Here is a 24,042-nt window from a genome sequence, read left to right as displayed (position 1 = left end):
GCAGAAACTGACCACTCGATGGGGAACTGCGCGGGTCACAGGCCCATCGGGACCGTGAGACCGCGCTCGCGGGCGATGTCCTTGGCGTGCTCGTAGCCCGCGTCGACGTGCCGCATGACGCCGGTGCCCGGATCGTTCGTCAGCACACGCTCGAGCTTCTGCGCGGCGAGCTCGGATCCGTCGGCGACGGTGACCTGCCCGGCGTGGATCGACCGACCGATCCCGACGCCGCCGCCGTGGTGCAGCGACACCCACGACGCCCCCGACGCCGTGTTCAGCAGCGCGTTCAGCAGCGGCCAGTCGGCGATCGCGTCCGAACCGTCCTTCATCGCCTCCGTCTCACGGTAGGGCGACGCGACGGAGCCGGAGTCGAGGTGATCGCGGCCGATGACGATCGGAGCCGACAGCTCCCCCGAGGCGACCATCTCGTTGAACTTGAGTCCCGCCAGGTGACGCTCCTTGTACCCCAGCCAGCAGATCCGTGCGGGCAGCCCCTCGAAGCGAACCTTCTCCCCCGCCTTCTCCAGCCAGCGGTGCAGCGCCGTGTCCTCGGGGAAGAGCTCCGCGATCGCGCGGTCGGTCTTGCGGATGTCCTCGGGATCCCCGGAGAGCGCCGCCCACCGGAACGGGCCGCGCCCCTCCTCGAACTGCGGGCGGATGTACGCCGGCACGAAGCCGGGGAACTCGAAGGCGCGGTCGAAGCCGCCCAGCTTCGCCTCGGCGCGGATCGAATTGCCGTAGTCGAAGACGGCCGCGCCGGCATCCTGGAACGCGACCATGGCCTCGACGTGCGCGGCCATCGAGGCGCGTGCCCGGGCCGTGAAGCCTTCGGGGTCGCGCTCGGCCTCCGCCCGCCACTGCGAGAAGGGGATCCCCACGGGCAGGTACGCCAGCGGGTCGTGAGCGCTCGTCTGGTCGGTGACGATGTCGATCGGCACGCCGCGTCGATGCAGCTCCGGGAACACCTCCGCGGCATTGCCGACGACGCCGACCGAGAGGGCCTCGCCGGCCTCCTTCGCGGCGACGACCCGCGCGATGGCGGCATCGAGGTCGGTCGTGTACTCGTCGAGGTAGCCGTGATCGACCCGGCGGGCCAGGCGCGACTCGTCGACGTCGACGATGAGCACCGCGCCCTCGTTGAGGGTGACGGCGAGCGGCTGCGCGCCGCCCATGCCGCCGGCACCCCCGGTGAGCGTCAGCGTGCCGCGCAGCGAGTCGCGACCGAGCGACCGGGCGACGGCGGCGAACGTCTCGTACGTGCCCTGGAGGATCCCCTGGGTACCGATGTAGATCCAGGATCCTGCCGTCATCTGGCCGTACATCATGAGCCCGAGCTCCTCCAGGCGGCGGAACTCCGGCCAGGTCGCCCAGTCGCCCACGAGGTTCGAGTTCGCGATGAGCACCCGCGGCGCCCACTCGTGGGTGCGGAAGACCCCCACGGGCTTGCCGGACTGCACGAGCAGCGTCTCGTCGGGCTCGAGCTCGTCGAGCGTGCGCACGATCGCGTCGTACGCCTCCCAGCTGCGCGCGGCGCGGCCGGTGCCGCCGTAGACGACGAGGTCCTCTGGGTGCTCGGCGACCTCGGGGTCGAGGTTGTTCATCAGCATCCGCTTGGCGGCCTCGGCGCCCCAGCTCTTCGCGGTGCGCTGGTTGCCGCGCGGGGCGCGGACCGGCGGACGTGCGCCGGTCGAGGACGGGTCAGACATTCGCGTGCTCCTTCGCAGTGCGGGCGACGGCCCCCGAGCGGACGAGCTCGGTCACCGCCTCCATGTCGGGAGAGAGGAAGTGGTCGGGGCCCGGCCCCGCGGCGACCGTGCGCACGAGGTCGCGGACCGCGCCGGTGGCGGGCCCCGCCTCCAGCGGCGCACGCAGGTCCAGGGCGCGGGCGCCGGTGATGATCTCGACGGCGAGGACCCGGGCCAGCCCGTCGACCGCCCGGCGGAGCTTTCGCGCCGCGGCCCAGCCCATCGAGACGTGGTCCTCCTGCATCGCCGAGGAGGGGATCGAGTCCACCGAGGCCGGGACGGCGAGGCGTTTGAGCTCGGAGACGATGCCGGCGGCGGCGTACTGGGCGATCATGAGGCCGGAGTCCACGCCGACCTCGTGGGCGAGGAAGGGCGGGAGGCCGTGGTTGCGCGCCGGGTCGAGGGCGCGGTCGGTCCGGCGCTCGGAGACGGACGCCACATCCGCGACGGAGATCGCGAGGAAGTCCAGGACCGCCGCCACCGGGGCGCCGTGGAAGTTGCCGTTCGACTCGATGCGCCCGTCCGCGGTCACGACGGGGTTGTCCACGACGCTCGCGAGCTCCCGCTCGGCGATGGAGGCGGCATGGGCCATCGTGTCGCGCGCCGCGCCGTGCACCTGCGGCGAACACCGCAGTGAGTAGGCGTCCTGCACGCGTCCGTCCTCCGGGCCCTTGTGGCTCGCGACCATCGGCGAGGATCCGAGGAAGGCGCGGAGGTTCGCGGCGGAGGCTGCCTGCCCGACCTGCGGGCGCAGGGCCATGAGGTCCGCGGCGAAGACCGCGTCGGTGCCGAGCTGCGACTCGATGGACATGGCCGCGGCGAGGTCGGCCGTCGTGATCAGGGTGTCCAGGTCGTGGAGGGCGAGCAGGAGCATCCCGAGCATGCCGTCCGTGCCGTTGATGAGGGCGAGCCCCTCCTTCTCCACGAGGACGAGCGGCTCGATGCCGGCGTCCGCGAGCGCGTCGGCGGCCGGGCGGACGGCGCCGTCCGCTCCCCGCACCTCGCCCTCCCCCATGGCCGCGAGAGCGATGTGCGCGAGCGGGGCGAGGTCGCCGGAGCAGCCGAGGGACCCGTACTCGCGGACGATCGGCGTGATCGCGGCGTTGAGCATGGCCGCGTAGGCGTCGACGACCTCCGGCCGCACCCCCGTGTGGCCGGAGGCGAGGGTCTGCAGGCGCAGCAGCTGCAGCGCCCGCACGACCTCGGTCTCGACCTCGGGACCGGTGCCGGCGGCGTGCGAGCGGATGAGGCTCGCCTGGAGCTGACGGCGCCGCTCAGGCGCGATGAAGGTCGTGGCCAACGCGCCGAAGCCCGTGGAGACGCCGTAGTGCGGACGGGGATCGGCGGCCATCGCGTCGATGACCCCGCGCGCGGCGGCCACGCGGGCGCGCGCCTCGGGCGCGATCTCGACACGGGCGCCGTCGCGGGCGACGGCGACGACGGCGGCGGGAGTCAGCGTCGCGGCGCCGACGAGGACGGGAGAGGGATCCGGCATGCCTCGATTCCACACCGCGGGCCTTCCGGGCGGTCGATCGCTGTGGCAACCTTTGTCTGTGATCCCAGACAATCGTCCGCAGGTCCCGGCGGCCGACCAGACGCTGCGGATCCTGCGCCATCTGGCCCGGCGGCCGGGACCGGTGGCGGCGTCGGCCCTGGCCCGCGATCTGTCGATCCCCCGCTCGACGGTCTACCACCTCCTCGCGACGCTGGAGGATCACGGGTTCGTCGTGCATCTGCCGCAGGAGCGCCGCTGGGGTCTCGGCACCGCGGCCTTCGAGCTGGCCGGCGGCTATGCCCGCCAGGAGCCCTTGGCCCGGCTCGGGCGTCCGGTCGTCGCGGGTCTGGCGGACCGGATCGGCGAGAGCGCGCACCTGGCAGTGATGACCGGACGGGACGTCCTCTACATCGTCGAGGAGCGGGCGGCCCGGCGCCCGGCGCTGGTGACGGACGTGGGCGTCCGGCTGCCCGCCCATCTCACCGCGACCGGACGGGCCATGCTCGCCGCGCTCCCCGCGGCGCAGGTGCGGGCGCTGTACCCGGACGCCTCCGCGTTCGCGGACCGCACGGGGCGCGGCCCGACCCGGCCCGCCGAGCTGCGGGAGGTGCTGCGGGAGGTCCGCCGTGCCGGGCACGCGACCGAGGACGGGGAGGTGACTCCGGGGTTCCGCTCCGTCGCCGCCGCCGTGACGGATCACGCCGGCTGGCCCGCGGCCGCCCTCGCGGTGACCTGGTCGGCGGACGCGACCGTCGACCGGGACGGCATCGTGGGCGCCGTGACCGCGGCCGCGACCGAGCTGCGGCGACGCACCGGCGCTGTGGTCAGGACGAAGTGAGCAGCCGCTGCAGCACCGCCGCGTGGCTGATGTCGCCGCCGTGCGAGGCGGTCAGCAGGGTGAGGGGACCTGCGGCGGCGAGGTCCCGCAGGTGCGCCAGGGCCGCCGCGCGCTCGGGGTCTCTCAGCTCCTCCTCGTAGCGTCGGGCGAACTCCGGGAGCTTGTCCGGATCGTGCTGGTACCACTGACGAAGCGCGGTGGACGGAGCGACGTCGCGAAGCCACTCGGCGAGCGCCGCGCGCTCCTTGCTGACGCCGCGCGGCCAGAGCCGGTCCACGAGGACCCGCTGGCCGTCGTCCGAGGCGGGCTCCTCGTAGATCCGCCGCACGCGCACCGGTCCGGGCGATCCCATGACGACCTCCTCCCGCCGCGGGAGGCGGCGACCCGTCCATGCTCTCGTGCGGGCGTCTCCCGGACAACCGCTCCGCTCCCCGTCCGTCGTGCGCGTGGCGTGCGATCGTCTCGGAGGCCGTGTCGCAGGGTTGCGACACGTCCGCGACATCCCCGCGACACCGCGCCGATAGCCTGATGCACATGCACCGCACCTCTCTGGTCCCCGCCGCTCGCCCGCTTCTGTGCGGGATCGGCGCCGGGATCGTCGCTCTCGCCCTCGCGGGCTGCTCGGTCGCCGTCGCTCCGGACGCCGCCCCGTCGGCCTCGGCCGGCGCGTCTGGCACGCCATCCTCCGCGGCCTCGCCGACGCCCGACACATCCCCGACGCCGTCCGTGGCGACGGTCCCGGGGTACGACGTCGGCCAGTTCCCGCCGGTGCCGCTCTTCCTGCTGCCGGATCTGTCGCTGCTGGACTCCTCCGCCTCCTCCTTCGCGATCGATCTGCAGCGCGACGTCAGCGACATCCCGGGGGTGACGGTCTCCGCGGCGCAGTGCGACGCGGGCGGTCAGGTCATCTCCGGGACCGGCACCGCGCTGCTGTACGGGGACGGCTCGGGCACCTTCACGGGGCCCGACGGATCGGTCCAGAACTTCGGCGACGGCTCGGGAAGCTTCACCCTCAACGGCGTCACGGTGCAGAACTTCGGGGACGGCGCCGGAAACTACACCGACGGCACCATCTCCATCCAGAACTTCGGCGACGGGGCGGGGAACTACGTCGATGCGACCAAGAGCATCCAGGTCTTCGGCGACGGCTCGGGGAACTACACCGACGGCGACGTCTCCATCCAGAACTTCGGCGACGGCGCCGGGAACTACACCGACGGCACCGTCACCATCCAGAACTTCGGCGACGGCGCCGGGAACTACACCGACGGCACCGTCACCATCCAGAACTTCGGCGACGGCACCGGCACGGTCAACGGCACGCCGGTCACCGTCGAGAAGATCGCGCCGGTCCCCCGGCTCGGCGTCTTCCCCCCGCTGGCCGCGTTGAACCCGATCACGTCGTGCGGCACGACCATCACCTTCCAGGACGGCGTGCTGTTCGACTTCGCCCGCAGCGACATCCGCCCCGACGCGGTCCCGACGATCGAGTCCGTGGCCGCGGTGTTCGCGAAGCTGGGCGTCGCGAAGGCGGTCGTGTCCGGGCACACGGACGCCATCGGATCCGACGAGGACAACCAGGAGCTCAGCGAGCGCCGGGCCCGCGCCGTGGTCGAGGCGCTCCAGCAGCGCGGCGTGAGCGCCCCGCTGGAGGCCGTGGGATACGGCGAGAGCCGCCCCGTGGCGGCGAACGAGGTGGACGGCGCCGACAACCCCGCGGGGCGGCAGCTCAACCGCCGCGTCGAGATCTTCATCCCCGCGGCCCTGTGACCGTGTCCCCCGAAGGAGACCACCTCATGCGCATCCTCCGTCCGTTGTCCGGCGGCCTCGCCGCCGCCGCCCTGCTCGTCGCCCTCTCCGGCTGCACGGTCGCCGTGGTCGACGGGGAGGCCGGGGAGCCTTCCTCGTCCTCCCCCGACACGGGCGCGGATACCGGGCGGGAGTCCGCCGAGGACGACGCCTCCTCCGCGGCGAGCACCGGCGCCGAGGACTCCCTCCCGGCGGCCGACGACGCCGCGACCGGGGCCGATCCCACCCGCGAGGCGCTCATCGCGTCCTCGACGCGCACCCTGCGCTGCGACGGAGAACTGACCCTGCTCGACGACGCGATGGCCACGCGGGTGGAGGGGTCGTGCGATCGGCTCATCCTGAACACGCGAGGCTCCCAGGTCGTCACGGACGACGTCGCCTTCCTGGAGGTGATCGGCGACGGCAACGTCGTGCTCTCCGGCGCGGTCGACAAGCTGCTCGTCAACGGCGAGGGGAACGTCGTGCACTGGACGGGCGAGACTCCCGAGATCAGCGACGTCGGCTCGACGAACGTGCTGAAGGCGCAGTGACGTGACCGCCGACCGGCCCCGCATCCTCCTCGTCGACGACGACGCGGCCATCACCGGCGCGCTCGGCCCGTTCCTCGCTCGCAGCGGGTTCGACGTCGAGGTCGCCGCCGACGGGGCCGAGGGGCTGGCGGCCGTCGAGCGGCGAGCGCCGGACCTCGTGGTCTGCGACGTGCTCATGCCGCGCGTGGACGGCCGCGAGTTCGTCCGTCGCGTGCGGGGCCGGAGCCTCTGGCTGCCGATCATCCTCCTCACCCAGGTCGGCGAGGCCTCCGAACGCAGCGCCGCCCTCGACGAGGGGGCCGACGACTACCTCAACAAGCCGTTCGACCCGCGCGAGCTCGTGTCCCGGATCCGCGCGGTGCTGCGCCGGTCCGCCCCGGGTGAGGTCCCTCTGTCGGCTGCGTCCCGTCTCCGCGCCCTCGATCTCGTCCTGGACCGCAGCGCCCGACGCGTCTGGCGCGACGAGACGGAGCTGGTGCTGACACCCAAGGCGATGACCCTCCTGGAGTACCTGATGCGGCACGCCGACGAGGTCCACACGCGCGAGCGGCTGCTGTCCACCCTGTGGGGCTTCGACTTCGCGTCGTCCAGCCGCGCGGTCGATCACCGGATCGCGGAGCTGAGGCGCGTGCTCGGCGACGACGCCGCCGCACCCCGGTTCATCGAGACCGTGCAGAGCCTCGGCTACCGCTTCGTCGCGCCGGTGAGCGCCGCATGAGCGGCCCCGCGGACCCGTCCGGACCGGCGCCGCGCCGGTCCTGGGCGCCCTGGGCCTGGGCGCCCGCGCTGGTCCCCGCCGTGCTGGGCACGGTCGTGGGCCTCGTCCTGCTGCTCTCCGGCGACGCCCGCCGCCTCGAGATCGGGGTCGGCGTCCCCGCCCTCGTCATCGGCGCCGGCGTCCTGCTCACGGCGCTCGCCCTGCTCGCTCTCGGCGGCAACGTCCTCCGGTCGCGGCGGAGCGCCCGCGCCACCCGTCGGGCGGCCGAGGACGCGGCGCGGAAGGAGCGCGAGGGTCATCGCCGGTTCCTCGCCCGGCTGGACCACGAGCTGAAGAACCCGATCACCGCGATCCGCGCGACCGCCGTCGCCGCGCAGAACGGCGCCGCGCCCGTCGACGCCTGGCCGACCGTCGACGCCCAGGCCGCCAAGCTCAGCGGGCTCGTCCGCGACCTCCGCAAGCTCGCGGAGCTGGAGACCCGTGAACTGGAGACGGAGGCCGTGGACCTCGAACTGCTCGTCACGGAGGCCGTCGCCGCGCTCGGCGCGCAGGATCCCTCGGTGGCCGCGCGGATGTCCGTGGCGGTCACCCGCGTCCCCTGGCCCGTGCCCACGGTGCGCGCCGATCCCGACCTGCTGTCGCTCGCGCTCGACAACGTCCTCGGCAACGCGGCAAAATACGCCGCCGACGGCCCCCTCGAGGTCCGTCTTCGCGAGGAGGCGGGGTGGGCGGTGATCGAGGTCGCCGACACCGGGCGCGGCATCCCCGCGGCGGACCTCCCGCACGTGTTCGACGAACTGGCCCGCGCGGCGAACGCCCGGGACGTCGCCGGCTCCGGCATCGGCCTCACCCTCGTCGCGACCGTGCTGCGCCGCCACGGCGGCGACGTCGCGCTGCGCTCCGCGGAGGGGGCGGGCACCGTCGTCACTCTGCGTCTGCCGCTGCGTCCCGCCTGACGCCCGGTATGGAGTCGGGGATCTCTCCGGGCCGGTAACGCGGCAGCCGCGAGGCCGGCAGCGCCGCGATCGCACTGACCCCGGCGAGGATGAGGAAGCCGAACTTCAACGTGCGCAACCGCTCCTCCTCATTCACGCCGACGGCGGCGTCCACCTGTTCCGGTGTGGCGTCCGTTCTCGCCAGGAGCTCACGGAGGGCGTCGTTGCCGACGAAGTTCACGTCGTCGAGATCGACCTGCGCGACGAGCTCCTCGGGCAGCTCCGGGTGTTCGAGGACCGCGTTGTTGATGTTCATGCCCAGCATCGTGACCAGCACCGCTCCCATCACCGCGGTTCCGACCGCCGAGGCGAGGTTCTGCGTCGTTCCGCGGATCGAGCCCACATCGCCCGCCAGCTCCTTCGGTGCGGCGGTGACGAGGACGTTGAAAACGAGGGTCACCAGCGCCCCCTGCCCGACGCCGAAGACCACGAGTCCGAGGATCGTGGGGAAGGTCTCCCAGTCGTTCGTGACCACGAGCGCGAGCCAGAGCAGGGCCGCGGTGGTCAGGCCGAACGCGCACAGCGCGATCGCGCGCGGGCTGAAACGCCGGTAGAACCGGACGATGAGCGTGGCCGTGACGAAGACCGTGAGGTTGAACGGCATCATCGCCAGGGACGTGTCGAACGGCGTGCGCCCCTGCACCACCTGGATGTACGTCGGCACCGTGAAATTCACGGCCGCCTCCATGGCGACGATCGTGAACATCGCGTACACCGCCGCTCGTTCGGAGGGCCTGCGCAGCACACCGAGGTCCACGAGCGGCACTCGCCCCGCACGCGTCCGGCGCCGCGTCCACAGGAAGAATGCCTGACCGAGCAGGAGACCGACGACCACGAACAGCGGCGCCGGGGACATCCCGACCACGGAGAACGGCGCTCCGGGCTCGGCAGCGACGATGCCCCAGGCGTTCAGGTTGTTGAATCCGAGGGTCAGCAGCACGATCGCGGACCCGATGAGGGCCGAGGCGACGAGATCGATCCGTATGCCGGGATCCCCCTTGTCCGAACGCAGGCCGAAGCTCAACAGGAACACCGCCACGGCGATCCCGAGCGTGATCATGAAGATCGGCCGCCACCCCACGAACGTGCCCAGCGCCCCGCCGATGAGGAACGCGGAGACGCCGGAGAAGGCCCGGGCCGATCCCAGCGACCCCACGGCGGTCGCCTGCTGATCGCCGCGGTAGTTCTCCGCGATCAGCGCGACGAGCGACGGGACGATGATCGCCGCTGCGGCGCCCGCGAGGACCTGCCCTCCGATCGCCCACCCGATGCTGGGCGCGGCGATCATCATGACCGAGGACCCGGCGAACGCCACGACGACCACGCGGAACACGAGCACCCACCCCAGGCGCTGACCGAGCTTGGCCCCGGTCATCACCAGGGCGGCGACAGCCAGTCCGTAGACGACGATGGTGGAGCTGGCGACCGTCGGCGGCACGCCGAAGTCCTCGACCATGCCACCCAGCGAGATCGGCAGGCCTGCGACGTTGAAGGACATCAGCACCTGCGCCAGGAAAAGGCCGATCATCGGTGCCCAGGAGCGCTTCTCCTCCGCCGTGTCGGCGGTGGTCGACGGTGCGGTCACGATGACGGTCCTTCCTGGCCGGGGCGTGCGGAGGCGAACAGGTTCAATCCGAGAGCGCGGGAGAGGTACGCGCACGCGCGCTGACCGCGGACGCTGTTGCCGGCGGCATCGAGCGGCGGGGAGAACGCGCCGAGCGCGCCCTTCCCGGGGACGACCGCGACGATCCCGCCAGAGACGCCGGACTTCGCGGGCAGACCGATCTCGAACATCCACTCCCCCGTGCGCTCGTAGAGCCCGCACGAGGCGAGCACGGCGAGCGTGTCGCGGCAGACCTCCGCAGCGACGACCTGCTCGCCGGTGAGCGGGTTCATGCCCCCGGCGGCGAGCGTGGCGCCCATCACTGCGAGGTCCCGGGCTGTGACCGACAATGCGCACTGGCGGGTGTAGACGTCGACGATCTCGAGCGGGTCGTGCCCCAGACGCCCATAGCTCTCCAGCAGCCGCGCGATCGCCCTGTTGCGCTGGTTCGTCCCGGACTCGGACCGGTACACCTCGTCGTCGACGTCGAGAGCGCGCCCCGCGAAGCGCGACAGCCCCGCTTGGATCGCCTGCCATCTGTCCTCCGCGGAAGCACCGGGCACGAGGGCGGTCGTGGCGATCGCGCCGGCATTGACCATCGGGTTCATCGGGCTGCCGCCGTTGAGCTCGATCGCCATGACCGAGTTGAACGGGAGACCGGTGTTGTTCACGCCGACGATGTCGTGGACCACCTCATGCCCGATCGCCTCGCACACGAGGGCGAAGACGAACGCCTTCGAGATCGACTGGATCGAGAACGCGATCCCGCTGTCCCCCGCATCGTGCACGGCACCGTCCGCGCCGCACAGAGACATCCCGAACCAGGACGGGTCCGCGCCGGCGAGCACCGGGATGTAATCCGCCACCGTGCCCTCGTCGAGTCCGCCGTAGCGCGCATGGGCCCGGGCGACGAGTTCGCCGACGTCGTCCTGTGCCGGGAGCAGGCCGGTCGACGAACGCTGGGCGACGTCTTCGACATCGGATTCGAACACGGGGGCTCCTGTTCCTCGGTCGTGCACGGCCGAGCCCCCAGCGCCCGTCGTCTGCGGAGCATTCTGCCGCATCGCACGACGTTCCGATATACCGCCTCGACGGGCCGAGTGGTCAGTTTCTGCGGGTTCGCGCGCCCGGAGCCCGCAGAAACTGACCACTCGAGCCCCCGAGCGCGGCGCATGCCGGACCCGCCGCTACGCTCGGAGCATGCTCGACACGCTCACCGGCTTCGCTGTGGTGGGCGTCGCGATCCTGCTGGGCTGGGTTCTCGGGCGGATCGGGCTGCTGGGTCCGCACGCCCGGGACGTCCTGAGCCGGCTGATCTTCTTCGTCCTCTCCCCGTTCCTCCTCTTCGCTGTGCTGTCGAAGGCGGACGCGGGGATGCTCTTCTCCTCTCTCCTGCCGGTCTCCGCGATCGCCGCGGCAGCGGTCATCCTCGTCTCGGCGCTCATCGGCGTGCTCGTCTGGCGACGCCCGACCGGGGAGGCGGTGATCGGCGCGCTGTCGGCCGGGCAGGTCAACTCCAACAACATCGGCATCCCGCTCTCGCTGTACCTGCTCGGCAGCGCCGCCTACCCCGCCCCGGTGATCCTCCTCCAGCTGCTGGTCATGACGCCGGTCTCGCTGTTCCTCCTGGAGGCGGCCACGAGCGATCGGCCGTCCTTCGCGGGGACCCTCCGGCGCACGGTGACCAACCCGATCCTGCTGGCGTCCGCGCTCGGCACGCTCGTCTCGGTGACCGGGATCGAGATCCCCCCGCTCGTCGGTGACCCGATCCAGCTCATCGCCGACGCCGCGGTCCCGCTGCTGCTGATCAGCTATGGCCTCTCCCTCCACGGGAGGAAAGTCCTCGGCACGCCCGGACGGCGTCGCGACGTGCTGCTCGCCACCGGGCTGAAGCTCGTGGCGATGCCGCTGATCGCCTGGTTCGTGGCCGCCGTGGTCTTCGGCCTCTCCGCGCACGAGGTGCTCATCGTCGTCGTCCTCGCCGCCCTCCCCACCGCCCAGAACGTGTTCAACTACGCCCAGCGCTACGACGTCGGCGAGCCCATCGCCCGCGACACGGTCCTGCTCACCACGATCGGCTGCCTCCCCGTGCTGTTCGCGGTCATGCTCCTGCTCGGCCCGTGACGTCTCGGGCGCGGACCAGGACCGGCTCTCCTCGGGTCGTGACCGGGCCGTCGAGGCGCTTAGAATCGCACCGTCGACGCGGGCAGGAGGGAACCGTTCGATCCGCGTCCCGGCCGTGACGCGGCCGGTCCCGACCCCGAGGAGATGCGGCGTGAGCACGACGACGTCCCCGCGTCCCGAACTCGACGTGACCTTCGGCGAGCTCGGCGCGCTGCTGCTGGACGGCGGGCTGTCCGTCACCGACGTGCGCGGCTCGCTGGAGGAGATCCGGCTCCGTGCCGCCCCCGAGGACGAGCTCGCCTTCGCGGTGCTCCCCGAGCACGTCCTCGTGAGCCGCCCCGGGATCCCGTTCGCGACCACCACGGTGAGCACCGGCGGGGTGGGACTGACCTCGCGCCAGGCCGCGCACGCGAGTCGGCTCGCGCAGGAGCTCCAGTCCGGTCGCGTGCCGCTCGACGAGGCCCGGGCGCGCATGGCCGAGATCCGCGCCCTCCCGTGGCCCGGTCGCGCGACGCAGGGCGTCGTCGGCGCCGCCCTCATCTCGGCCGGGCTCGCCGTCGTGTTCCGCTGTCCGTGGTGGGCCGTCGTCCTGGCCCTGCTGGTCGGCGCGGTCGTGGGCGTGGTCACGGAGTACATGTCCCGGATCCGCCCGGCGGCGGCGATCGTGCCCTTCGTCTCCGCGTTCGTCTCCACCCTGATCGTCGGCACGACGGCGACGGCGCTCGATCTGGGGCCCGTGCCGCTGTTCGCAGTGTGCGCGCCGATCGCGATCCTGGTGCCGGGCGCGCTCATCACGAACGCGCTGCTGGAGCTCACCGCGGCCGACATCGTGACGGGGGCGTCACGGCTCATGTACGGCCTCATCATGCTCGCGTTCATGGCGACGGGCGTCTCCGCGGGAGCGCTGCTGACGGGGCTGCGGATCGACTCCGACTCGGCCGCCCTGGTCGGGCAGGCCGCTCTCGTCACGGCGGACCGCGGCGGATGGGAGGCCGTCCCGCCGGTCCCCCTCGCCTGGATCGGGGTGGTGGTCCTCGCCGTCGGGATCGGGCTGGCGTTCGGGTCCGGGCCGCGCCTGACCCTCGTCTGCGTCGTGGTCATGAGCGGCACATACGCCCTGCTGAGCGTGCTCAGCCCCCTCCTCGGCAGTGCGGTCGCCACGGGCGTCTCCGCCGCGGTCCTGTTCGTCGCCGCGAGGGTCATCGAGCGGCTCACGGTGGCGATCCCGGCCACGGTGTCGTTCCAGCCGGCGTTCCTCCTGCTGGTCCCCGGCACCGTCGGCCTCGTCGCGCTCGCGAGCTTCGACGCGGACGCGCTGGCGGCGGCCCCGGCGATCTTCCTGAGCCTCTGCATCGGAACGAAGGTCGGCGCGCTCATCGCGGACCTGTCGCACGTCACGGCCACCGCGTTCCGCGCCCGTCGTGCAGGACGCCCCGGCACCGGTCTGCTCCAGTAGGAGTCGGCTCGTCAACGGCCGACGGCCGTGCGCAGGAGAACCGTCCCGTGTCAGTCGACTTCACGGACCATGAACAGCGCGGGGTCGGGGATCGGGACGAAACCGTACTGCGCATAGAGGGAGTGCGCATCACGCGTGGCGAGCATCACCCGCTTGAGGTCCGGCGGGGCGAGATCGTCCAGGATCCCCGCGACCAGGAGCTTCCCGATGCCGTTGCCGCGCTCCTCCGAGGCGACGAACACGTCGCAGAGCCAGGCGAACGTGGCCCCGTCGGTGATGACCCGGGCATAGCCGACCTGGTCGCCGTCGCCCGCGCGATGGACCCCGTCATTGCGGGAACCCTCGATCGCCCGGATCGTCGTCCCCCCGCTGCGTCCGCGAGCCCAATAGGCCAGCTCGCCGATCCAGGCGCCGATCCGCTCGCGATCCAGGCGGGAGGGATCGGTGGAGAACTGGTACTCGGTCATGCGTGCCGTCCGTTCGTCGAAGCTCGCGTCGGACTCCGAGACGCACCTGCCGGTCGCTCCGCCCTCGCCGGAACGGCCGGAGCACGAGGGACCGCGCCTCCGGCCGGAGATCCTCATGGTAAAGCCTCGATTGTCAAGGCGCGTGCCTGCTGAGGGGCCTGGCCGCAGACTGGACCGACGATGACCGGCGAGAGAAGGAGCAGCACCATGTCCGACGCACGACCCGCCGACGGCGACGCCACGTCTCGCGAGGACGTCCCGGCCGAGGACGCGACCATCGCCGAACGCCCGGGGCTCCAGCCCGAGACGCAGGGGGACGAGCCCCTCGACGCGGATCTCGGCGAAGAAGGGCAGGGCGACGTCGGCCACGAGGAGGATGCGCGACACTCGGGCGACGCGCCCGACGACCTGCGCACGGCGGGCCCGTCCGGTCCCGTCGTCGAGGAGGGCGAGATCTGAGGGCGTCCCGGTCCGCGGCGCGCCCACGACGAAGCCCCTGTCGCGTGAGCGGCAGGGGCTTCTTCGGTGGACCCAGGGGGATTCGAACCCCCGACCTCTTCATTGCGAACGAAGCGCGCTACCAACTGCGCCATGGGCCCGTGAACCCATTCAGGCTATCACGTTCCGAACCATGCTCCGTTCCGCGTGCACGCCGGGCGCGTCATCCGGCGGCGCGGCGCGCCAGGAGCTGGCGGACGTGGGCCTCGATCTCCGCGTCGTCGACGAAGCCCATCCGGGCGTACGGGGAGGATGCCGCAGGGGCCTCCTCCGCGGCGACGGGAGCGTTCGCGACGTCTCGGATTGCGGCGGGCGCCGCGGGAGCCAGCGTCTCCGCCCGCCGCTGCAGCTCGGCGGCCCGCTCGGCCTCGCGCGCCAGCGTGCGCGCGTCGATCGTCGCCTGCGCCGCGTGCGCACGGCTCCCGGCGACGGAGACCATCGGCTGCGGGAGCGTCCTCGGCGTCCACTCCCGAGGACCCTGGTCGTGCAGCTCGGCCGTGCGCTCCCTCTGCACGAGTGCCGGCACCGTGGCCGGCGCCGCGGGGCGGCGCGCCCGTCGTGCCGCACGGGCGGACACCACCGCGATCCGCTGCAGCGTCAGGAGCGCGAGCGCGGTCAGTGCCCCGCCGATCCACAGCAGCGTCGCGGAGCCCACCGTCATCTGCACCCACACCCCGGCGCCGACGGTCGCGAGGCCGACCGACAGCAGCGCCGTGGTCGTGATGCGCACGCGCCGGCGGGCCCGGGCCTGCCGGAACGCCGGATCCGCGCGGGTCGCGGCGAGCTCCTGCCGCAGGCGCTCCAGCTCGGCGGCCTCGCGCTCGGACTGCAGGCGCTTGGCCAGGCGCTGCTGAGCGAGCGCCGTGCGGGCGTTGAGCTCGAGGCGCACCTCCTCGGGCGTCTCGCTCGTCTCGGCGAGCACACGCAGCGCGCGGTTCAGGCGGACGGCGTTGCGCTCGGCGGCCTCGTACTGGTGACGGCCCCGCCAGGAGGGAAGGAAGTACAGCAGCCAGAGCAGCACGGAGACGAGGACGATCACGCCCCCACTCAGCACCGGCCCGTCCATGGTGTCCACGGTAGGCGACGCGCCACCGCGCCCCCGGCTACTGCACGCGCGTGTCGCGTCGCACCGGGCGTGTCCTCGGCGCCGCCGCCCTCGGCTCCCACGGCCCGAGCCGATGTCGCCGCACGGGAGTAGGGTCGGCACGTGACGCCGTTCACCCGTTCGCAGAAGCTCGTGGTCGCCATCGCGATCCTCGCCTCGTTCGTGACGTTCCTGGACGGCACGGTGGTCACCGTGGCCCTCCCGGCCATCAGCCGCGAGCTCGGCGGCGGCATCACGACCCAGCAGTGGGTGGTGGACGCCTACCTCATCACGCTGAGCGCCCTGATCCTGCTCGCCGGATCCGTCTCCGACGCGTACGGTCGGGTGCTGGTGATGCGGATCGGACTGATCGGATTCGGCATCGCCTCCGTCGCGGTGGCCGCCGCTCCCGACCCGCTCGTGCTCATCCTGGCGCGGGCCCTCCAGGGCGCGGCGGGTGCTCTCCTCGTCCCCAGCTCGCTCGCCCTCATCACGTCGTCTCTGCGCGGTCCGAGCCAGAGCAGAGCCATCGGGATCTGGACCGCGTTCACGACGGCGGCCCAGCTGGTCGGCCCGCTCCTGGGCGGAGTGTTCGTCGATCTCCTCAGCTGGCGGCTGGTCTTCCTCATCAACGTGCTCCCGATCGGGATCACCCTCTCCCTCCTGGCACGCCTGGAACTGCCGGAGCACCCGCGCGGCGCTCGCGTCGACTGGTGGAGCGGCGCGCTGTGCGCCCTGGGCCTCGGCGGCGTGGTCTTCGCGCTCATCGAGCAGCCGAATCTCGGGTGGTCCTCCCCGGCGATCTGGGGGACGGGCTCCGTCGGCGCAGCCCTCCTGGCGCTGTTCCTGTGGCGCCAGCGCGGGGACCAGGCACTCATGCCGCTGACGCTGTTCCGGGTCCGCAACTTCGGGTGGGGGAACGTCGCGACGCTGTTCGTCTATGCGGCCCTGTCGCTGAACGGCTTCGTGATCGGCGTGTATCTGCAGCAGGGCGCCGGGCTGTCGGCGACCGCCGCCGGCCTCGCCAGCCTGCCGATGACGATCCTGATGATCCTGATCAGCTCGCAGGCGGGGTCCTGGTCCGCGCGGCTCGGCCCGCGCCTGTTCATGACGGTCGGACCCTTCGTCATGGCCGCAGGAGCGCTCCTCCTGCTCACCGTGGCGGCGGAGTTCAGCTACTGGTGGCAGGTCCTGCCCGCCATGATCGTGATGGGGCTGGGGCTGGCTCTCACCGTCGCGCCGCTGACCTCCGCGATCCTCGGCGCGATCGACGAGCGCCGCTCGGGCATCGCCTCCGCCGTGAACAACGCCGTCTCCCGCGTCGCCGGCCTCCTGGTGGTCGCGATGCTCTCCACCATCGTCGGCGGGACGCTCGACCTCGGCGGCTTCCACAGTGCAGCCTGGGTCACGGCCGCGCTCATGGCGCTCGGCGGGGTCGTGTCCTGGATCGGGATCCGCACGGCCGCATCGGAACCAGCGCCGGACGAGGAGCAGGGCGCCCGATCGTAAGGGAGCTCGTCAGCCGGGCAGGTCCACCGGGGGAAGATCTGCCGGCGGGACGGCGGAGGCCTCGACGGGAACCCGGCCGCCCACCCAACGGGCCAGCACGCCCTCGGGGACGTCCTCCTGCACGAGCGCGAAGCAGAGATGGTCGCGCCAGTCGCCGTCGATGTGGATGTAGCGGCGGCGTCGTCCCTCGTAGCGGAAGCCGAGCTTCTGCACGACGCGGATACTGGCGCGATTCTCCGGTCGGATGCAGATCTCGATCCGGTGCAGCCCCAGCTCGCTGAAGCAGAGGTCGGTCGCCAGCGCGACCGCGGTCGGGGTGATGCCCTTGCCGGCGAAGCGCTCGCTCACCCAGTAGCCGATGGTGGCCGAGCAGAGCGAACCTCGCATGACGCCCCACACGTTGAGCTGCCCGGCCACGTCGCCGTCGTACTCCATGACGAACGGATAGCCCCCGCCGTCGCGGTACTGCTGGAGCAGACGACGGATGCTCACCCGCATGTCGAACCCGACCGCCGCCCCCGGCAGCGTCGCCTCCCAGCGCTGCAGCCAGTCGCGGTTGGTCAGCAGCTCGTGCTGGAGCACGCGGGCATCACGCGGGCGCACGAGCCGGATCTCCACCGGCCCGTGCGTCCTCGCGACGCTCGCATCCACGTGCCGCTCCCGGGGTCCGCCTCAGAGGCGCTCCGCGAACTCCTTCAGCCACGGACGGAGGTCCGGTCCCAGGTCGTCGCGGTCGGAGGCCAGCTGCACGATCGCCTTGATGTAGTCCAGGCGGTCGCCGGTGTCGTAGCGACGACCGCCGAACACGACGCCGTACACGCCGGGGCCGGCGGGATCCGCGGCGAGCTCCTGCAGCGCGTCGGTGAGCTGGATCTCGCCGCCCTTGCCGGGCTGGGTGCGCTCGAGGATCTCGAACACCGACGCCGGCAGCACGTAGCGGCCGATCACGGCGAGGTTGGACGGGGCGTCCTCGGCGGCGGGCTTCTCGACGAGTCCGGTGACCTTCACCGTGCCGCCCTCCCCCTCGCCGTCCACGGCGGCGACGCCGTACATGTGGATGTGCTCGGGGTCGACCTCCATGAGGGCGATGACCGCCGCGCCGGTGCGCTCGTGCACCTCGATCATGTCCGTCAGCAGCGGATCGCGCTCATCGATGAGGTCGTCGCCGAGAAGGACGGCGAACGAGCTGTCCCCGACGTGGGTGCGCGCGCGCAGCACCGCGTGCCCGAGGCCCTTGGGCTCTCCCTGCCGGACGAAGTGGATGTCGGCCAGGTCGCTGGACTTCATCACGCGCTCGAGGCGACCCGTGTCGCCCTTCTCCATCAGCTTGACCTCGAGCTCCGGGACGGAGTCGAAGTGGTTGGAGATCGCGTTCTTGTTGCGTCCGATGATGACGAGGATGTCGTCGATGCCCGCATCCGCGGCCTCCTCGACGACGTACTGGATGGCCGGCTTGTCGACGACGGGCAGCATCTCCTTCGGCATCGCCTTCGTAGCCGGGAGGAACCGCGTTCCCAGCCCGGCGGCGGGGATCACGGCCTTGATGTGTGGTTTCGCCATTTCTCCAGCTTAGCCCGGGGCGCCCCCGTACAATCGGAGCCATGTCCGACGACACCGATCACGCCAAGCGCGCCCTGCGGGCCGAACTGCGTGAGCGTCGTCAGTTGCTCACGCAGGCGCAGCGCGAGCAGGCCGCCGAGGGGATCGCGCACCAGCTCGACGCGCTCGTCGCACGGCTCGACGCACGATCGATCTCCTGCTTCCTCGCGACCACCACGGAACCGGGCACGCAGACGTTCCTCCGCGACGCGATGGCGCGCGGCATCCGCGTCCTTCTCCCCATCACGCGCGCGGACGGCCTCCTCGACTGGGCCGTCGCGAACGACTCGGACGAGGTGGGCATCGGCCTGTACGGCCTCCCGGAGCCCACCGGCGAGGTCCTCGGCCCGATCGCCGTGAACGACGTCGACCTCATGATCATCCCGGCGGCGGCGGTCGACTCCTCCGGCACCCGCCTCGGCTGGGGCCGCGGCTACTTCGACAAGACCATCGGGTCGATGGAGAAGTGCCCGCCCGTCTACGCCGTGGTCTACGACTCGGAGGTCCTCGACGAGGTCCCCCGCGAGCTCCACGACCAGCCCGTCACCGGGGTGGTCACCCCCACCCGAACACTGGTCCTGTCGCCCGACCGGCGCTGACCATCCCCACCCCTTCTCCACGAGGACCTATGCCCACCTACTCCTACGCCTGCACCGCGTGCGGCCACCGCTTCGACGCCGTCCAGTCCTTCTCCGACGCCGCGCTCACCGAGTGCCCCGAATGCCGGGGCCGTCTCCGCAAGGAGTACGGATCCATCGGCGTGACGTTCAACGGATCCGGCTTCTATCGCACCGATTCGCGTGGCGCTGGTGGCGAGAAGGCCTCCTCTTCGGCATCATCGAAGACGGATTCGACGACGAGCGCCAGCCCGGCGCCTGCATCGGCTCCAGCCTCGACATCCTGAGGCCGATACAAGGGGGGAATCCATGATCCAGGGATTCAAAGACTTCATCCTGCGCGGGAACGTCATCGACCTCGCTGTCGCCGTGGTCATCGGCGCGGCGTTCTCGAAGATCATCGACGTGATCGTCGCCGCGCTGATCAACCCGCTGATCGCGATGTTCTTCAACGCGGACAGCCTGGACACCGCACTCCAGCTCCAGGTGCCGACGCTGCTGGGCGGAACCAGCACCTTCGCCTTCGGCGCGATCCTCGGGGCGGTCATCAACTTCCTCGCGGTGGCGCTCATCGTCTACCTCGTGTTCGTCATGCCGATGAACAAGTTCAAGGAGCGCCAGGCGGCGAAGGCCGGCGTCTCCGAGGAAGAGGCGGAGCTCACGGAGCAGCAGCTGCTCGTGCAGATCCGCGATCTGCTGGAGAAGCAGCAGATCAAGTAACCCGCCGTGGCGATCGCGAGCCCCTGTTCCGCCGTGGAGCAGGGGCTCGCTCCACGTCGCACACCGGTCGTTGAGCGAGCGCAGCGAGACGAAACGCCGCCAGCCCCAGGTCACCACGTTTCGACTCGTCGCTGCGCTCCTCGCTCAACGACCGAGAACACTCCACCCACCGGTCGTTGAGCGAGCGCAGCGAGACGAAACGCCGCCGACCCGCGAAGCGCCGCTCAGTAGTGCGGCGGGACGTCGCGGCGCAGTCGGTCGTCGTTCGGCCCCGACGGGCCGACTGCCCCGCTCTCCCGGTCCCGTGCATCGGGCTCCGCGTGCGTCCCCGGCGCCGGCGTCAGCCGTGCCCGGCGCGCACCCTGCACACGCACAATGCGCTGGCGCCCGCCGTCAGGGCTCGACGGAACGCTCTCGGCGGGCGGCTCGACGGAGTCGTCCCCGGGTACGGAGCCGGACACCGTCATCGGTCGTGGGAGTCGACGTCCAGGGGCTGGGTGTCGCCGTCGACCCGCGGCGCGTCGTCGGTGATCCCGAGCACCGTCGCGATCCTGCGGGCGACGGAGGCCGGATCGCTGTACAGGTCGAACGCATGGACCCGGATGTAGTGCCAGCCGAGGCGACGCAGGACCTGCGGACGCAGCCGCAGCGACTCGCGCAGCGACTCATTGCGCGACTCCGGGTCGGATTCGATCACAACGGCCTTGCCCTGATGCTGGGCGACGAGCGGGAGCAGACCGCGGTAGTCCACGTCCACCGAGGCGCCGAGGCGTCGCAGCTCCCGTGCGAGGGCGAGCGTGAGCGGGTCGGCGAGGTCTTCGAGACGCTCCTCGCGGCGGTGCGCGGCGAGCCCGCCGAGGATGGACATCAGTGTCGCGGCCCCGTGCTCGAGTCGTCCGTCATCGAAGGACGAGGGACGGATCGAGGACACGATCACCATCGACCGCCGCGCCCGCGTCATCCCGACCGTCAGCAGCCGCTCCCCGTCCGGGGTGGAGAGGTCGCCGAAGTCGCTGAGGACGCGGCCGTGCTTCGTCAGCCCGAAGCCGAGGGAGAAGACGACCCGGTCGCGACTCTCCGCGACCGACTCCTCGAGCGTCAGCACGGCGAACGGCTCGGCGGTGTCGCGTCCGACGAAGTCCGCCACGTCGCTGCGGCCCGCGAAGGCGGCCGTGACGGCGGCGCGCACGCGCTCCGCGTGCCGCCGGCTGGCCGTGACGACCATGAGCGACTCGGTCGGCCGGTGCACGGCGTGCTCCACGACGAGCGTCACCACCCGGGCGACCTCGGCATCCGGGCTCTCCACGGCTCCGGAGACAGGATCCGGCGTGCCGATCCCGCCCTCGACGTAGTCGACGGCCAGGCTCCCACGTCCGAGATACGATCCCGCCCACGGCAGGGACACGATCTCCCCGCCGTAGAAGGCGTCGTTGATCAGCTCGGCGAGGTCCTCTCCCCCGGCCCGGTAGCTCCGGGTCAGCGTCACCACGGGCAGGAGCTCGGCGAGCCGCTCGAACGCCGACACGGTGTCGAAGTCGTGCTCCTCCTCGTGGTCCGGCGTCGGCACGGTCGCCACGGTGAAGGGAGTGGGCTTCTGCGTCACCGGATCGCCGAACGCCACCACCTGGCGGGCACGACGGATCGCCGGGGTCGCCTCGGCGAGGTTGATCGCGGCGGCGTCGACGAGCAGGACGGAGTCGAAGACGACGCCGTCGGGGATGTCGGGCACCTGGTAGGGAGACGCGATCCAGACCGGCGCCAGCACGCGGAGCAGGGCAGGGGCTGCAGCGGCGAGCTCGGCCGGGGTCGTGCGCCCCTGTGTGAGCGCCTGACGGAGGTTGCGCGCCTCCTCGGCCTCGTCGACGATCGCGATGCGCCACTGTCCGGCCATCTGCCAGGCCAGCAACGGCCCCGAGGCGGCGGCATGCGCCTCGTCCACCAGCCGGAAGTCCCGCTCCAGACGATCCACGACGGCGGTGTTCGCGCCGAGGAGCGATCGGTTCTGCTGCAGTGCGCGCTCGAGCAGGGACTGCCACCACGCGTACTCTAGCTCGTCGCCGACCCGCTCCTCCGAGAGGTGCCGGACCGACAGGTCGATCAGCAGCGGCTCGAGGCCGAGCCCCGCCAGCTCGTCGCGGATCTGCGCCCGCTCGACGAGGTTGTCGAACACGTCGGACTTGGCGGCGAGTCCGGCGAGGGTGCGCAGCAGCCGGTCCACCGGGAGCGTCGAGAGGCGTTCCTTGCGCCCCAGGGCGGCGTCCAGCTCCCCGAGCTCCGCCTCCACCCGCTGCCACGCCACAGCCACGTCGGCGAGCCCGAGCGGCACCTCGGGGGCCACGCCGGCGTCGACGTAGTGCTGCCACTGCGTCCGCTGGGACTGGATCCGCACGAGCGCCTCGTGCATGTCGCTGACGTGCGCGCCGGGACGGACGTACTCCTTCGCCAGCCGCCGCAGCCGGCGCCGGTTGGCGGAAGACAGCGCCGCTGCATCCCGGCGGGTGCCGTGCGCCTTGATCAGCTCGCCCAGCGGTCGCTCGAACACGGTCGGGCGGAAGCGGTCGAGGGAGTCGCGGATCCCCTGCAGGAGACGCAGGTACTCGCCGAGCTCCTCGATCGTCGCGAACGGGCGCATGCGCGTCTGCGCCACGAGCTCGTAGCCCCGCTCCAGCAGCGCGGGCACGCTCTTGGCGTGCAGGCGCTCGGCGAGGGCGTGCGCCTCGTGCGCGGCCTCCGTCGACGAGAACGACACGCCGTACCACGGGGAGTCGTTCGGACCGAAGCGGAACTCCCCCAGCCGTGCGGCGGTCGCCAGCAGCGCAGCCGCCCGCGACCGGTCGCCGGCGAGCTTCTCCAGCGCCGGACGGTCCAGACGGGCGGTCGTGGACGGCGGCGTCGGCAGGGAGGCGAGTCTGGTCAGCACCCGGACGGCATCCAGGACCGACGCGCCGAGACCCGGATCCTTGTCCGTCAGCGCGCCGCGGTAGTCGCGCAGCACGGTGCGCAGCCGGACCAGAGCGTCGTCGATCTCGGCGAGCTTGGGAGCGGCGGCCTTCTCGTTCCGGCCGATCGCCCGGACGAGGTCGCGGCGCACCGTCGCCGGGGAGACGGCGAACCCGTCGAGGCCGATCCCGCTCAGCCGGTGCCGGACCCCGTCGAGCGTGGACCGGCGCGCGGAGACGACGAGGACCCGCTTGCCCGCACGCACCAGCTCGCCGATCGCGTTGATGACGGTCTGCGTGCCGCCGGTGCCCGGCAGAGTCGCGACCGACAGCGAGTGGCCGGCGGCGATGCGCGCCAGCACCGCCTCCTGCTCGGAGTCGGCGTCCAGGAGGAGGTTGTCGGAGGCGGGTGCGCGCTCGTCCGGACCCGTGATGGTCGGGAGCGCCCGGCGGACGGTCACGGTCTCGCGATCCGCGACATGCCCGGCGAGCGCGTTCAGCAGCGTGTTGTCCAGGTCGTGCGCGTCGCGCGCCATCCCGGCGCCGACGTCGGCGAAGGTCGACACGACCAGGCGCGGCAGGACCGAGAACGTGTCGATCGTCGCCGTGGCCGCGCGCAGCCGGTCGATCGCCGGCTGCGGCTTGAACACCCCGCCGTCGTAGGCGAGGGCGGCGAGCGCGTCCGCGTCGATCGTGATGCCGAAGTGGTCGTGGGCCACCCGGATCAGCTCCGGGTTGACGAAGAAGCCGCCGTGCAGCTTCAGCTCGAAGTCCGCGTGGTGCCGTCGGATCGCGAGCGGGCGGAGGAGGACGGGCGCGGCGTAGTCCTTGCCGCCGATGCGCCACGTGGCCAGGCCCACGGCGAGGTGGACCGCGTCGATGCCGCGCACCGTCCGCAGCTCCGTGTTCTTCGCGGTGATCCGCTCGGCCGCCAGGCGTGCCGTGCGCAGCCCGACCTCGTCGCGGAAGAGGTTCGACAGCAGGGTCGATCGCCCCGTGATGAACTGCGGGAGGCTCCCCGGGTGGGCACGGGAGATGTCGATCCCCGCCTCGGGAACGTCGTGGAAGGAGGTGAGCGGGGACGGCCCCCCGAGCTGCGCGGCCTCGGCCCGCAGACGGGCGCGTTCGGCGTCGGCGGCGTGAGCGACGCTCACGCCGGGCTCGGAGACGCGGACGTCGCCGGGCGCGACGGAGCGCGGCTCCGCCGCCTCGGCGGTCTTTCCGTCACGTCGCCACACAAGAGAAGACTAGGCGCGCGAGGCGCGCGGGACCTGCAAGGGCGCCGAGTTTCACCGG

The 24,042-nt window shown here is 72.2% G+C and carries 22 protein-coding genes and 1 tRNA gene; 12 read left to right on the top strand and 11 right to left on the bottom strand.

Features of this window, described 5'->3' with window-relative positions:
- Positions 1-35: 35 nt before the first annotated feature.
- Positions 36-1,706, bottom strand: coding sequence for a urocanate hydratase (gene hutU / locus V6R91_RS13335; protein ID WP_336395711.1), 1,671 nt, complete (start codon positions 1,704-1,706; stop codon positions 36-38).
- Positions 1,699-3,240 carry a histidine ammonia-lyase gene (gene hutH / locus V6R91_RS13330; protein WP_271062714.1) on the bottom strand — a complete coding sequence of 514 codons (1,542 nt, stop codon included), beginning with the start codon at positions 3,238-3,240 and terminating at the stop codon, positions 1,699-1,701. The genes hutU and hutH overlap by 8 nt, the downstream gene beginning before the upstream one ends.
- A gap of 52 nt (positions 3,241-3,292) precedes the next feature.
- Here hutH and V6R91_RS13325 point away from each other — a divergent pair, with 52 nt between their 5' ends.
- On the top strand, positions 3,293-4,078 hold the full coding sequence (locus tag V6R91_RS13325) for an IclR family transcriptional regulator (RefSeq protein WP_378821312.1): 786 nt from the start codon (positions 3,293-3,295) through the stop codon (positions 4,076-4,078).
- Here the strand turns inward: V6R91_RS13325 and V6R91_RS13320 are convergent.
- Positions 4,065-4,430 carry a DUF488 domain-containing protein gene (locus V6R91_RS13320; RefSeq protein WP_271062716.1) on the bottom strand — a complete coding sequence of 122 codons (366 nt, stop codon included), beginning with the start codon at positions 4,428-4,430 and terminating at the stop codon, positions 4,065-4,067. The two genes, V6R91_RS13325 and V6R91_RS13320, sit on opposite strands and share 14 nt — an antisense overlap.
- Before the next feature lie 182 nt (positions 4,431-4,612).
- Here V6R91_RS13320 and V6R91_RS13315 point away from each other — a divergent pair, with 182 nt between their 5' ends.
- From V6R91_RS13315 to V6R91_RS13300, 4 genes are read left to right on the top strand one after another with little or no spacing between them, the layout of a single operon-like run.
- Entirely contained in the window at positions 4,613-5,848 is a 1,236-nt protein-coding gene (locus V6R91_RS13315; protein ID WP_336395710.1) for an OmpA family protein, read from the top strand.
- A gap of 26 nt (positions 5,849-5,874) precedes the next feature.
- Positions 5,875-6,417: a hypothetical protein gene (locus V6R91_RS13310; protein ID WP_336395709.1), complete on the top strand. Its 543-nt coding sequence runs from the start codon at positions 5,875-5,877 to the stop codon at positions 6,415-6,417.
- Between the two features lies 1 nt (position 6,418).
- Positions 6,419-7,135 (top strand): response regulator transcription factor, encoded by a 717-nt coding sequence (locus V6R91_RS13305; protein WP_271062874.1) that lies wholly within the window; start codon positions 6,419-6,421, stop codon positions 7,133-7,135.
- Positions 7,132-8,091, top strand: a complete 960-nt coding sequence (locus V6R91_RS13300) for a sensor histidine kinase (protein ID WP_336395708.1) — start codon at positions 7,132-7,134, stop codon at positions 8,089-8,091. Before V6R91_RS13305 ends, V6R91_RS13300 begins: the two co-directional genes overlap by 4 nt.
- Here V6R91_RS13300 and V6R91_RS13295 read toward each other — a convergent pair.
- Both V6R91_RS13295 and glsA read right to left on the bottom strand, forming a co-directional pair.
- Positions 8,060-9,715 carry an MFS transporter gene (locus V6R91_RS13295; RefSeq protein WP_336395707.1) on the bottom strand — a complete coding sequence of 552 codons (1,656 nt, stop codon included), beginning with the start codon at positions 9,713-9,715 and terminating at the stop codon, positions 8,060-8,062. The two genes, V6R91_RS13300 and V6R91_RS13295, sit on opposite strands and share 32 nt — an antisense overlap.
- Positions 9,712-10,725, bottom strand: a complete 1,014-nt coding sequence (glsA, locus tag V6R91_RS13290) for a glutaminase A (RefSeq protein ID WP_336395706.1) — start codon at positions 10,723-10,725, stop codon at positions 9,712-9,714. The genes V6R91_RS13295 and glsA overlap by 4 nt, the downstream gene beginning before the upstream one ends.
- A 208-nt stretch (positions 10,726-10,933) precedes the next feature.
- Between glsA and V6R91_RS13285 the strand changes: the two genes are divergently transcribed.
- Positions 10,934-11,857, top strand: a complete 924-nt coding sequence (locus tag V6R91_RS13285) for an AEC family transporter (protein WP_336395705.1) — start codon at positions 10,934-10,936, stop codon at positions 11,855-11,857.
- 151 nt (positions 11,858-12,008) lie between these two features.
- Positions 12,009-13,313: a threonine/serine exporter family protein gene (locus tag V6R91_RS13280; protein ID WP_231820283.1), complete on the top strand. Its 1,305-nt coding sequence runs from the start codon at positions 12,009-12,011 to the stop codon at positions 13,311-13,313.
- Positions 13,314-13,363: 50 nt separating this feature from the next.
- On the opposite strand, the gene V6R91_RS13275 is transcribed toward V6R91_RS13280, so the two are convergent.
- Positions 13,364-13,780 carry a GNAT family N-acetyltransferase gene (locus tag V6R91_RS13275; RefSeq protein ID WP_336395704.1) on the bottom strand — a complete coding sequence of 139 codons (417 nt, stop codon included), beginning with the start codon at positions 13,778-13,780 and terminating at the stop codon, positions 13,364-13,366.
- Between the two features lie 207 nt (positions 13,781-13,987).
- On the opposite strand from V6R91_RS13275, the gene V6R91_RS13270 reads away from it, so the two are divergent.
- Positions 13,988-14,239 (top strand): hypothetical protein, encoded by a 252-nt coding sequence (locus tag V6R91_RS13270; protein WP_336395703.1) that lies wholly within the window; start codon positions 13,988-13,990, stop codon positions 14,237-14,239.
- 67 nt (positions 14,240-14,306) lie between these two features.
- On the opposite strand, the gene V6R91_RS13265 is transcribed toward V6R91_RS13270, so the two are convergent.
- Together V6R91_RS13265 and V6R91_RS13260 are read right to left on the bottom strand one after the other, a co-directional pair.
- Positions 14,307-14,379 (bottom strand) — tRNA-Ala (locus tag V6R91_RS13265).
- A 62-nt stretch (positions 14,380-14,441) separates the two neighbouring features.
- The gene (locus V6R91_RS13260; protein WP_336395702.1) at positions 14,442-15,344 is read right to left on the bottom strand and encodes a hypothetical protein; all 903 of its coding nucleotides are present in this window, start codon (positions 15,342-15,344) and stop codon (positions 14,442-14,444) included.
- Positions 15,345-15,485: 141 nt separating this feature from the next.
- Between V6R91_RS13260 and V6R91_RS13255 the strand changes: the two genes are divergently transcribed.
- Positions 15,486-16,871 carry an MFS transporter gene (locus V6R91_RS13255; protein WP_336395701.1) on the top strand — a complete coding sequence of 462 codons (1,386 nt, stop codon included), beginning with the start codon at positions 15,486-15,488 and terminating at the stop codon, positions 16,869-16,871.
- A gap of 9 nt (positions 16,872-16,880) precedes the next feature.
- Here V6R91_RS13255 and V6R91_RS13250 read toward each other — a convergent pair whose 3' ends face one another.
- Entirely contained in the window at positions 16,881-17,522 is a 642-nt protein-coding gene (locus tag V6R91_RS13250) for a GNAT family N-acetyltransferase (protein WP_271062093.1), read from the bottom strand.
- Positions 17,523-17,543: 21 nt separating this feature from the next.
- A complete protein-coding gene (gene galU / locus V6R91_RS13245; RefSeq protein WP_271062094.1) occupies positions 17,544-18,431 on the bottom strand; it encodes a UTP--glucose-1-phosphate uridylyltransferase GalU in 888 nt (295 codons plus the stop codon).
- 41 nt (positions 18,432-18,472) lie between these two features.
- Here galU and V6R91_RS13240 point away from each other — a divergent pair, with 41 nt between their 5' ends.
- From V6R91_RS13240 to mscL, 3 genes are read left to right on the top strand one after another with little or no spacing between them, the layout of a single operon-like run.
- Positions 18,473-19,069: a 5-formyltetrahydrofolate cyclo-ligase gene (locus V6R91_RS13240; RefSeq protein WP_336395700.1), complete on the top strand. Its 597-nt coding sequence runs from the start codon at positions 18,473-18,475 to the stop codon at positions 19,067-19,069.
- A 29-nt stretch (positions 19,070-19,098) separates the two neighbouring features.
- The gene (locus V6R91_RS13235; protein ID WP_067248574.1) at positions 19,099-19,374 is read left to right on the top strand and encodes an FmdB family zinc ribbon protein; all 276 of its coding nucleotides are present in this window, start codon (positions 19,099-19,101) and stop codon (positions 19,372-19,374) included.
- Between the two features lie 22 nt (positions 19,375-19,396).
- Complete coding sequence (gene mscL, locus V6R91_RS13230; protein ID WP_219084885.1) at positions 19,397-19,807, top strand: large conductance mechanosensitive channel protein MscL; 411 nt, start codon at positions 19,397-19,399, stop codon at positions 19,805-19,807.
- A 463-nt stretch (positions 19,808-20,270) separates the two neighbouring features.
- On the opposite strand, the gene V6R91_RS13225 is transcribed toward mscL, so the two are convergent.
- Positions 20,271-23,984 carry an AAA family ATPase gene (locus V6R91_RS13225; protein WP_231820275.1) on the bottom strand — a complete coding sequence of 1,238 codons (3,714 nt, stop codon included), beginning with the start codon at positions 23,982-23,984 and terminating at the stop codon, positions 20,271-20,273.
- Positions 23,985-24,042 lie beyond the last annotated feature (58 nt).

It is taken from the genome of Microbacterium sp. CCNWLW41, assembly GCF_037083505.1.
This window is presented reverse-complemented; position numbering and strand designations above follow the sequence as displayed.

Bases quoted from the DNA above. Each gene is read 5' to 3' on its own strand.
- hutU (WP_336395711.1), bottom strand. From the start codon at position 1,706: ATGTCTGACCCGTCCTCGACCGGCGCACGTCCGCCGGTCCGCGCCCCG.
- V6R91_RS13235 (WP_067248574.1), top strand. From the start codon at position 19,099: ATGCCCACCTACTCCTACGCCTGCACCGCGTGCGGCCACCGCTTCGAC.
- V6R91_RS13310 (WP_336395709.1), top strand. From the start codon at position 5,875: ATGCGCATCCTCCGTCCGTTGTCCGGCGGCCTCGCCGCCGCCGCCCTG.
- hutH (WP_271062714.1), bottom strand. From the start codon at position 3,240: ATGCCGGATCCCTCTCCCGTCCTCGTCGGCGCCGCGACGCTGACTCCC.
- V6R91_RS13260 (WP_336395702.1), bottom strand. From the start codon at position 15,344: ATGGACGGGCCGGTGCTGAGTGGGGGCGTGATCGTCCTCGTCTCCGTG.
- V6R91_RS13285 (WP_336395705.1), top strand. From the start codon at position 10,934: ATGCTCGACACGCTCACCGGCTTCGCTGTGGTGGGCGTCGCGATCCTG.
- V6R91_RS13240 (WP_336395700.1), top strand. From the start codon at position 18,473: ATGTCCGACGACACCGATCACGCCAAGCGCGCCCTGCGGGCCGAACTG.
- V6R91_RS13270 (WP_336395703.1), top strand. From the start codon at position 13,988: ATGTCCGACGCACGACCCGCCGACGGCGACGCCACGTCTCGCGAGGAC.
- V6R91_RS13315 (WP_336395710.1), top strand. From the start codon at position 4,613: ATGCACCGCACCTCTCTGGTCCCCGCCGCTCGCCCGCTTCTGTGCGGG.
- galU (WP_271062094.1), bottom strand. From the start codon at position 18,431: ATGGCGAAACCACACATCAAGGCCGTGATCCCCGCCGCCGGGCTGGGA.
- V6R91_RS13300 (WP_336395708.1), top strand. From the start codon at position 7,132: ATGAGCGGCCCCGCGGACCCGTCCGGACCGGCGCCGCGCCGGTCCTGG.
- mscL (WP_219084885.1), top strand. From the start codon at position 19,397: ATGATCCAGGGATTCAAAGACTTCATCCTGCGCGGGAACGTCATCGAC.
- V6R91_RS13320 (WP_271062716.1), bottom strand. From the start codon at position 4,430: ATGGGATCGCCCGGACCGGTGCGCGTGCGGCGGATCTACGAGGAGCCC.
- V6R91_RS13275 (WP_336395704.1), bottom strand. From the start codon at position 13,780: ATGACCGAGTACCAGTTCTCCACCGATCCCTCCCGCCTGGATCGCGAG.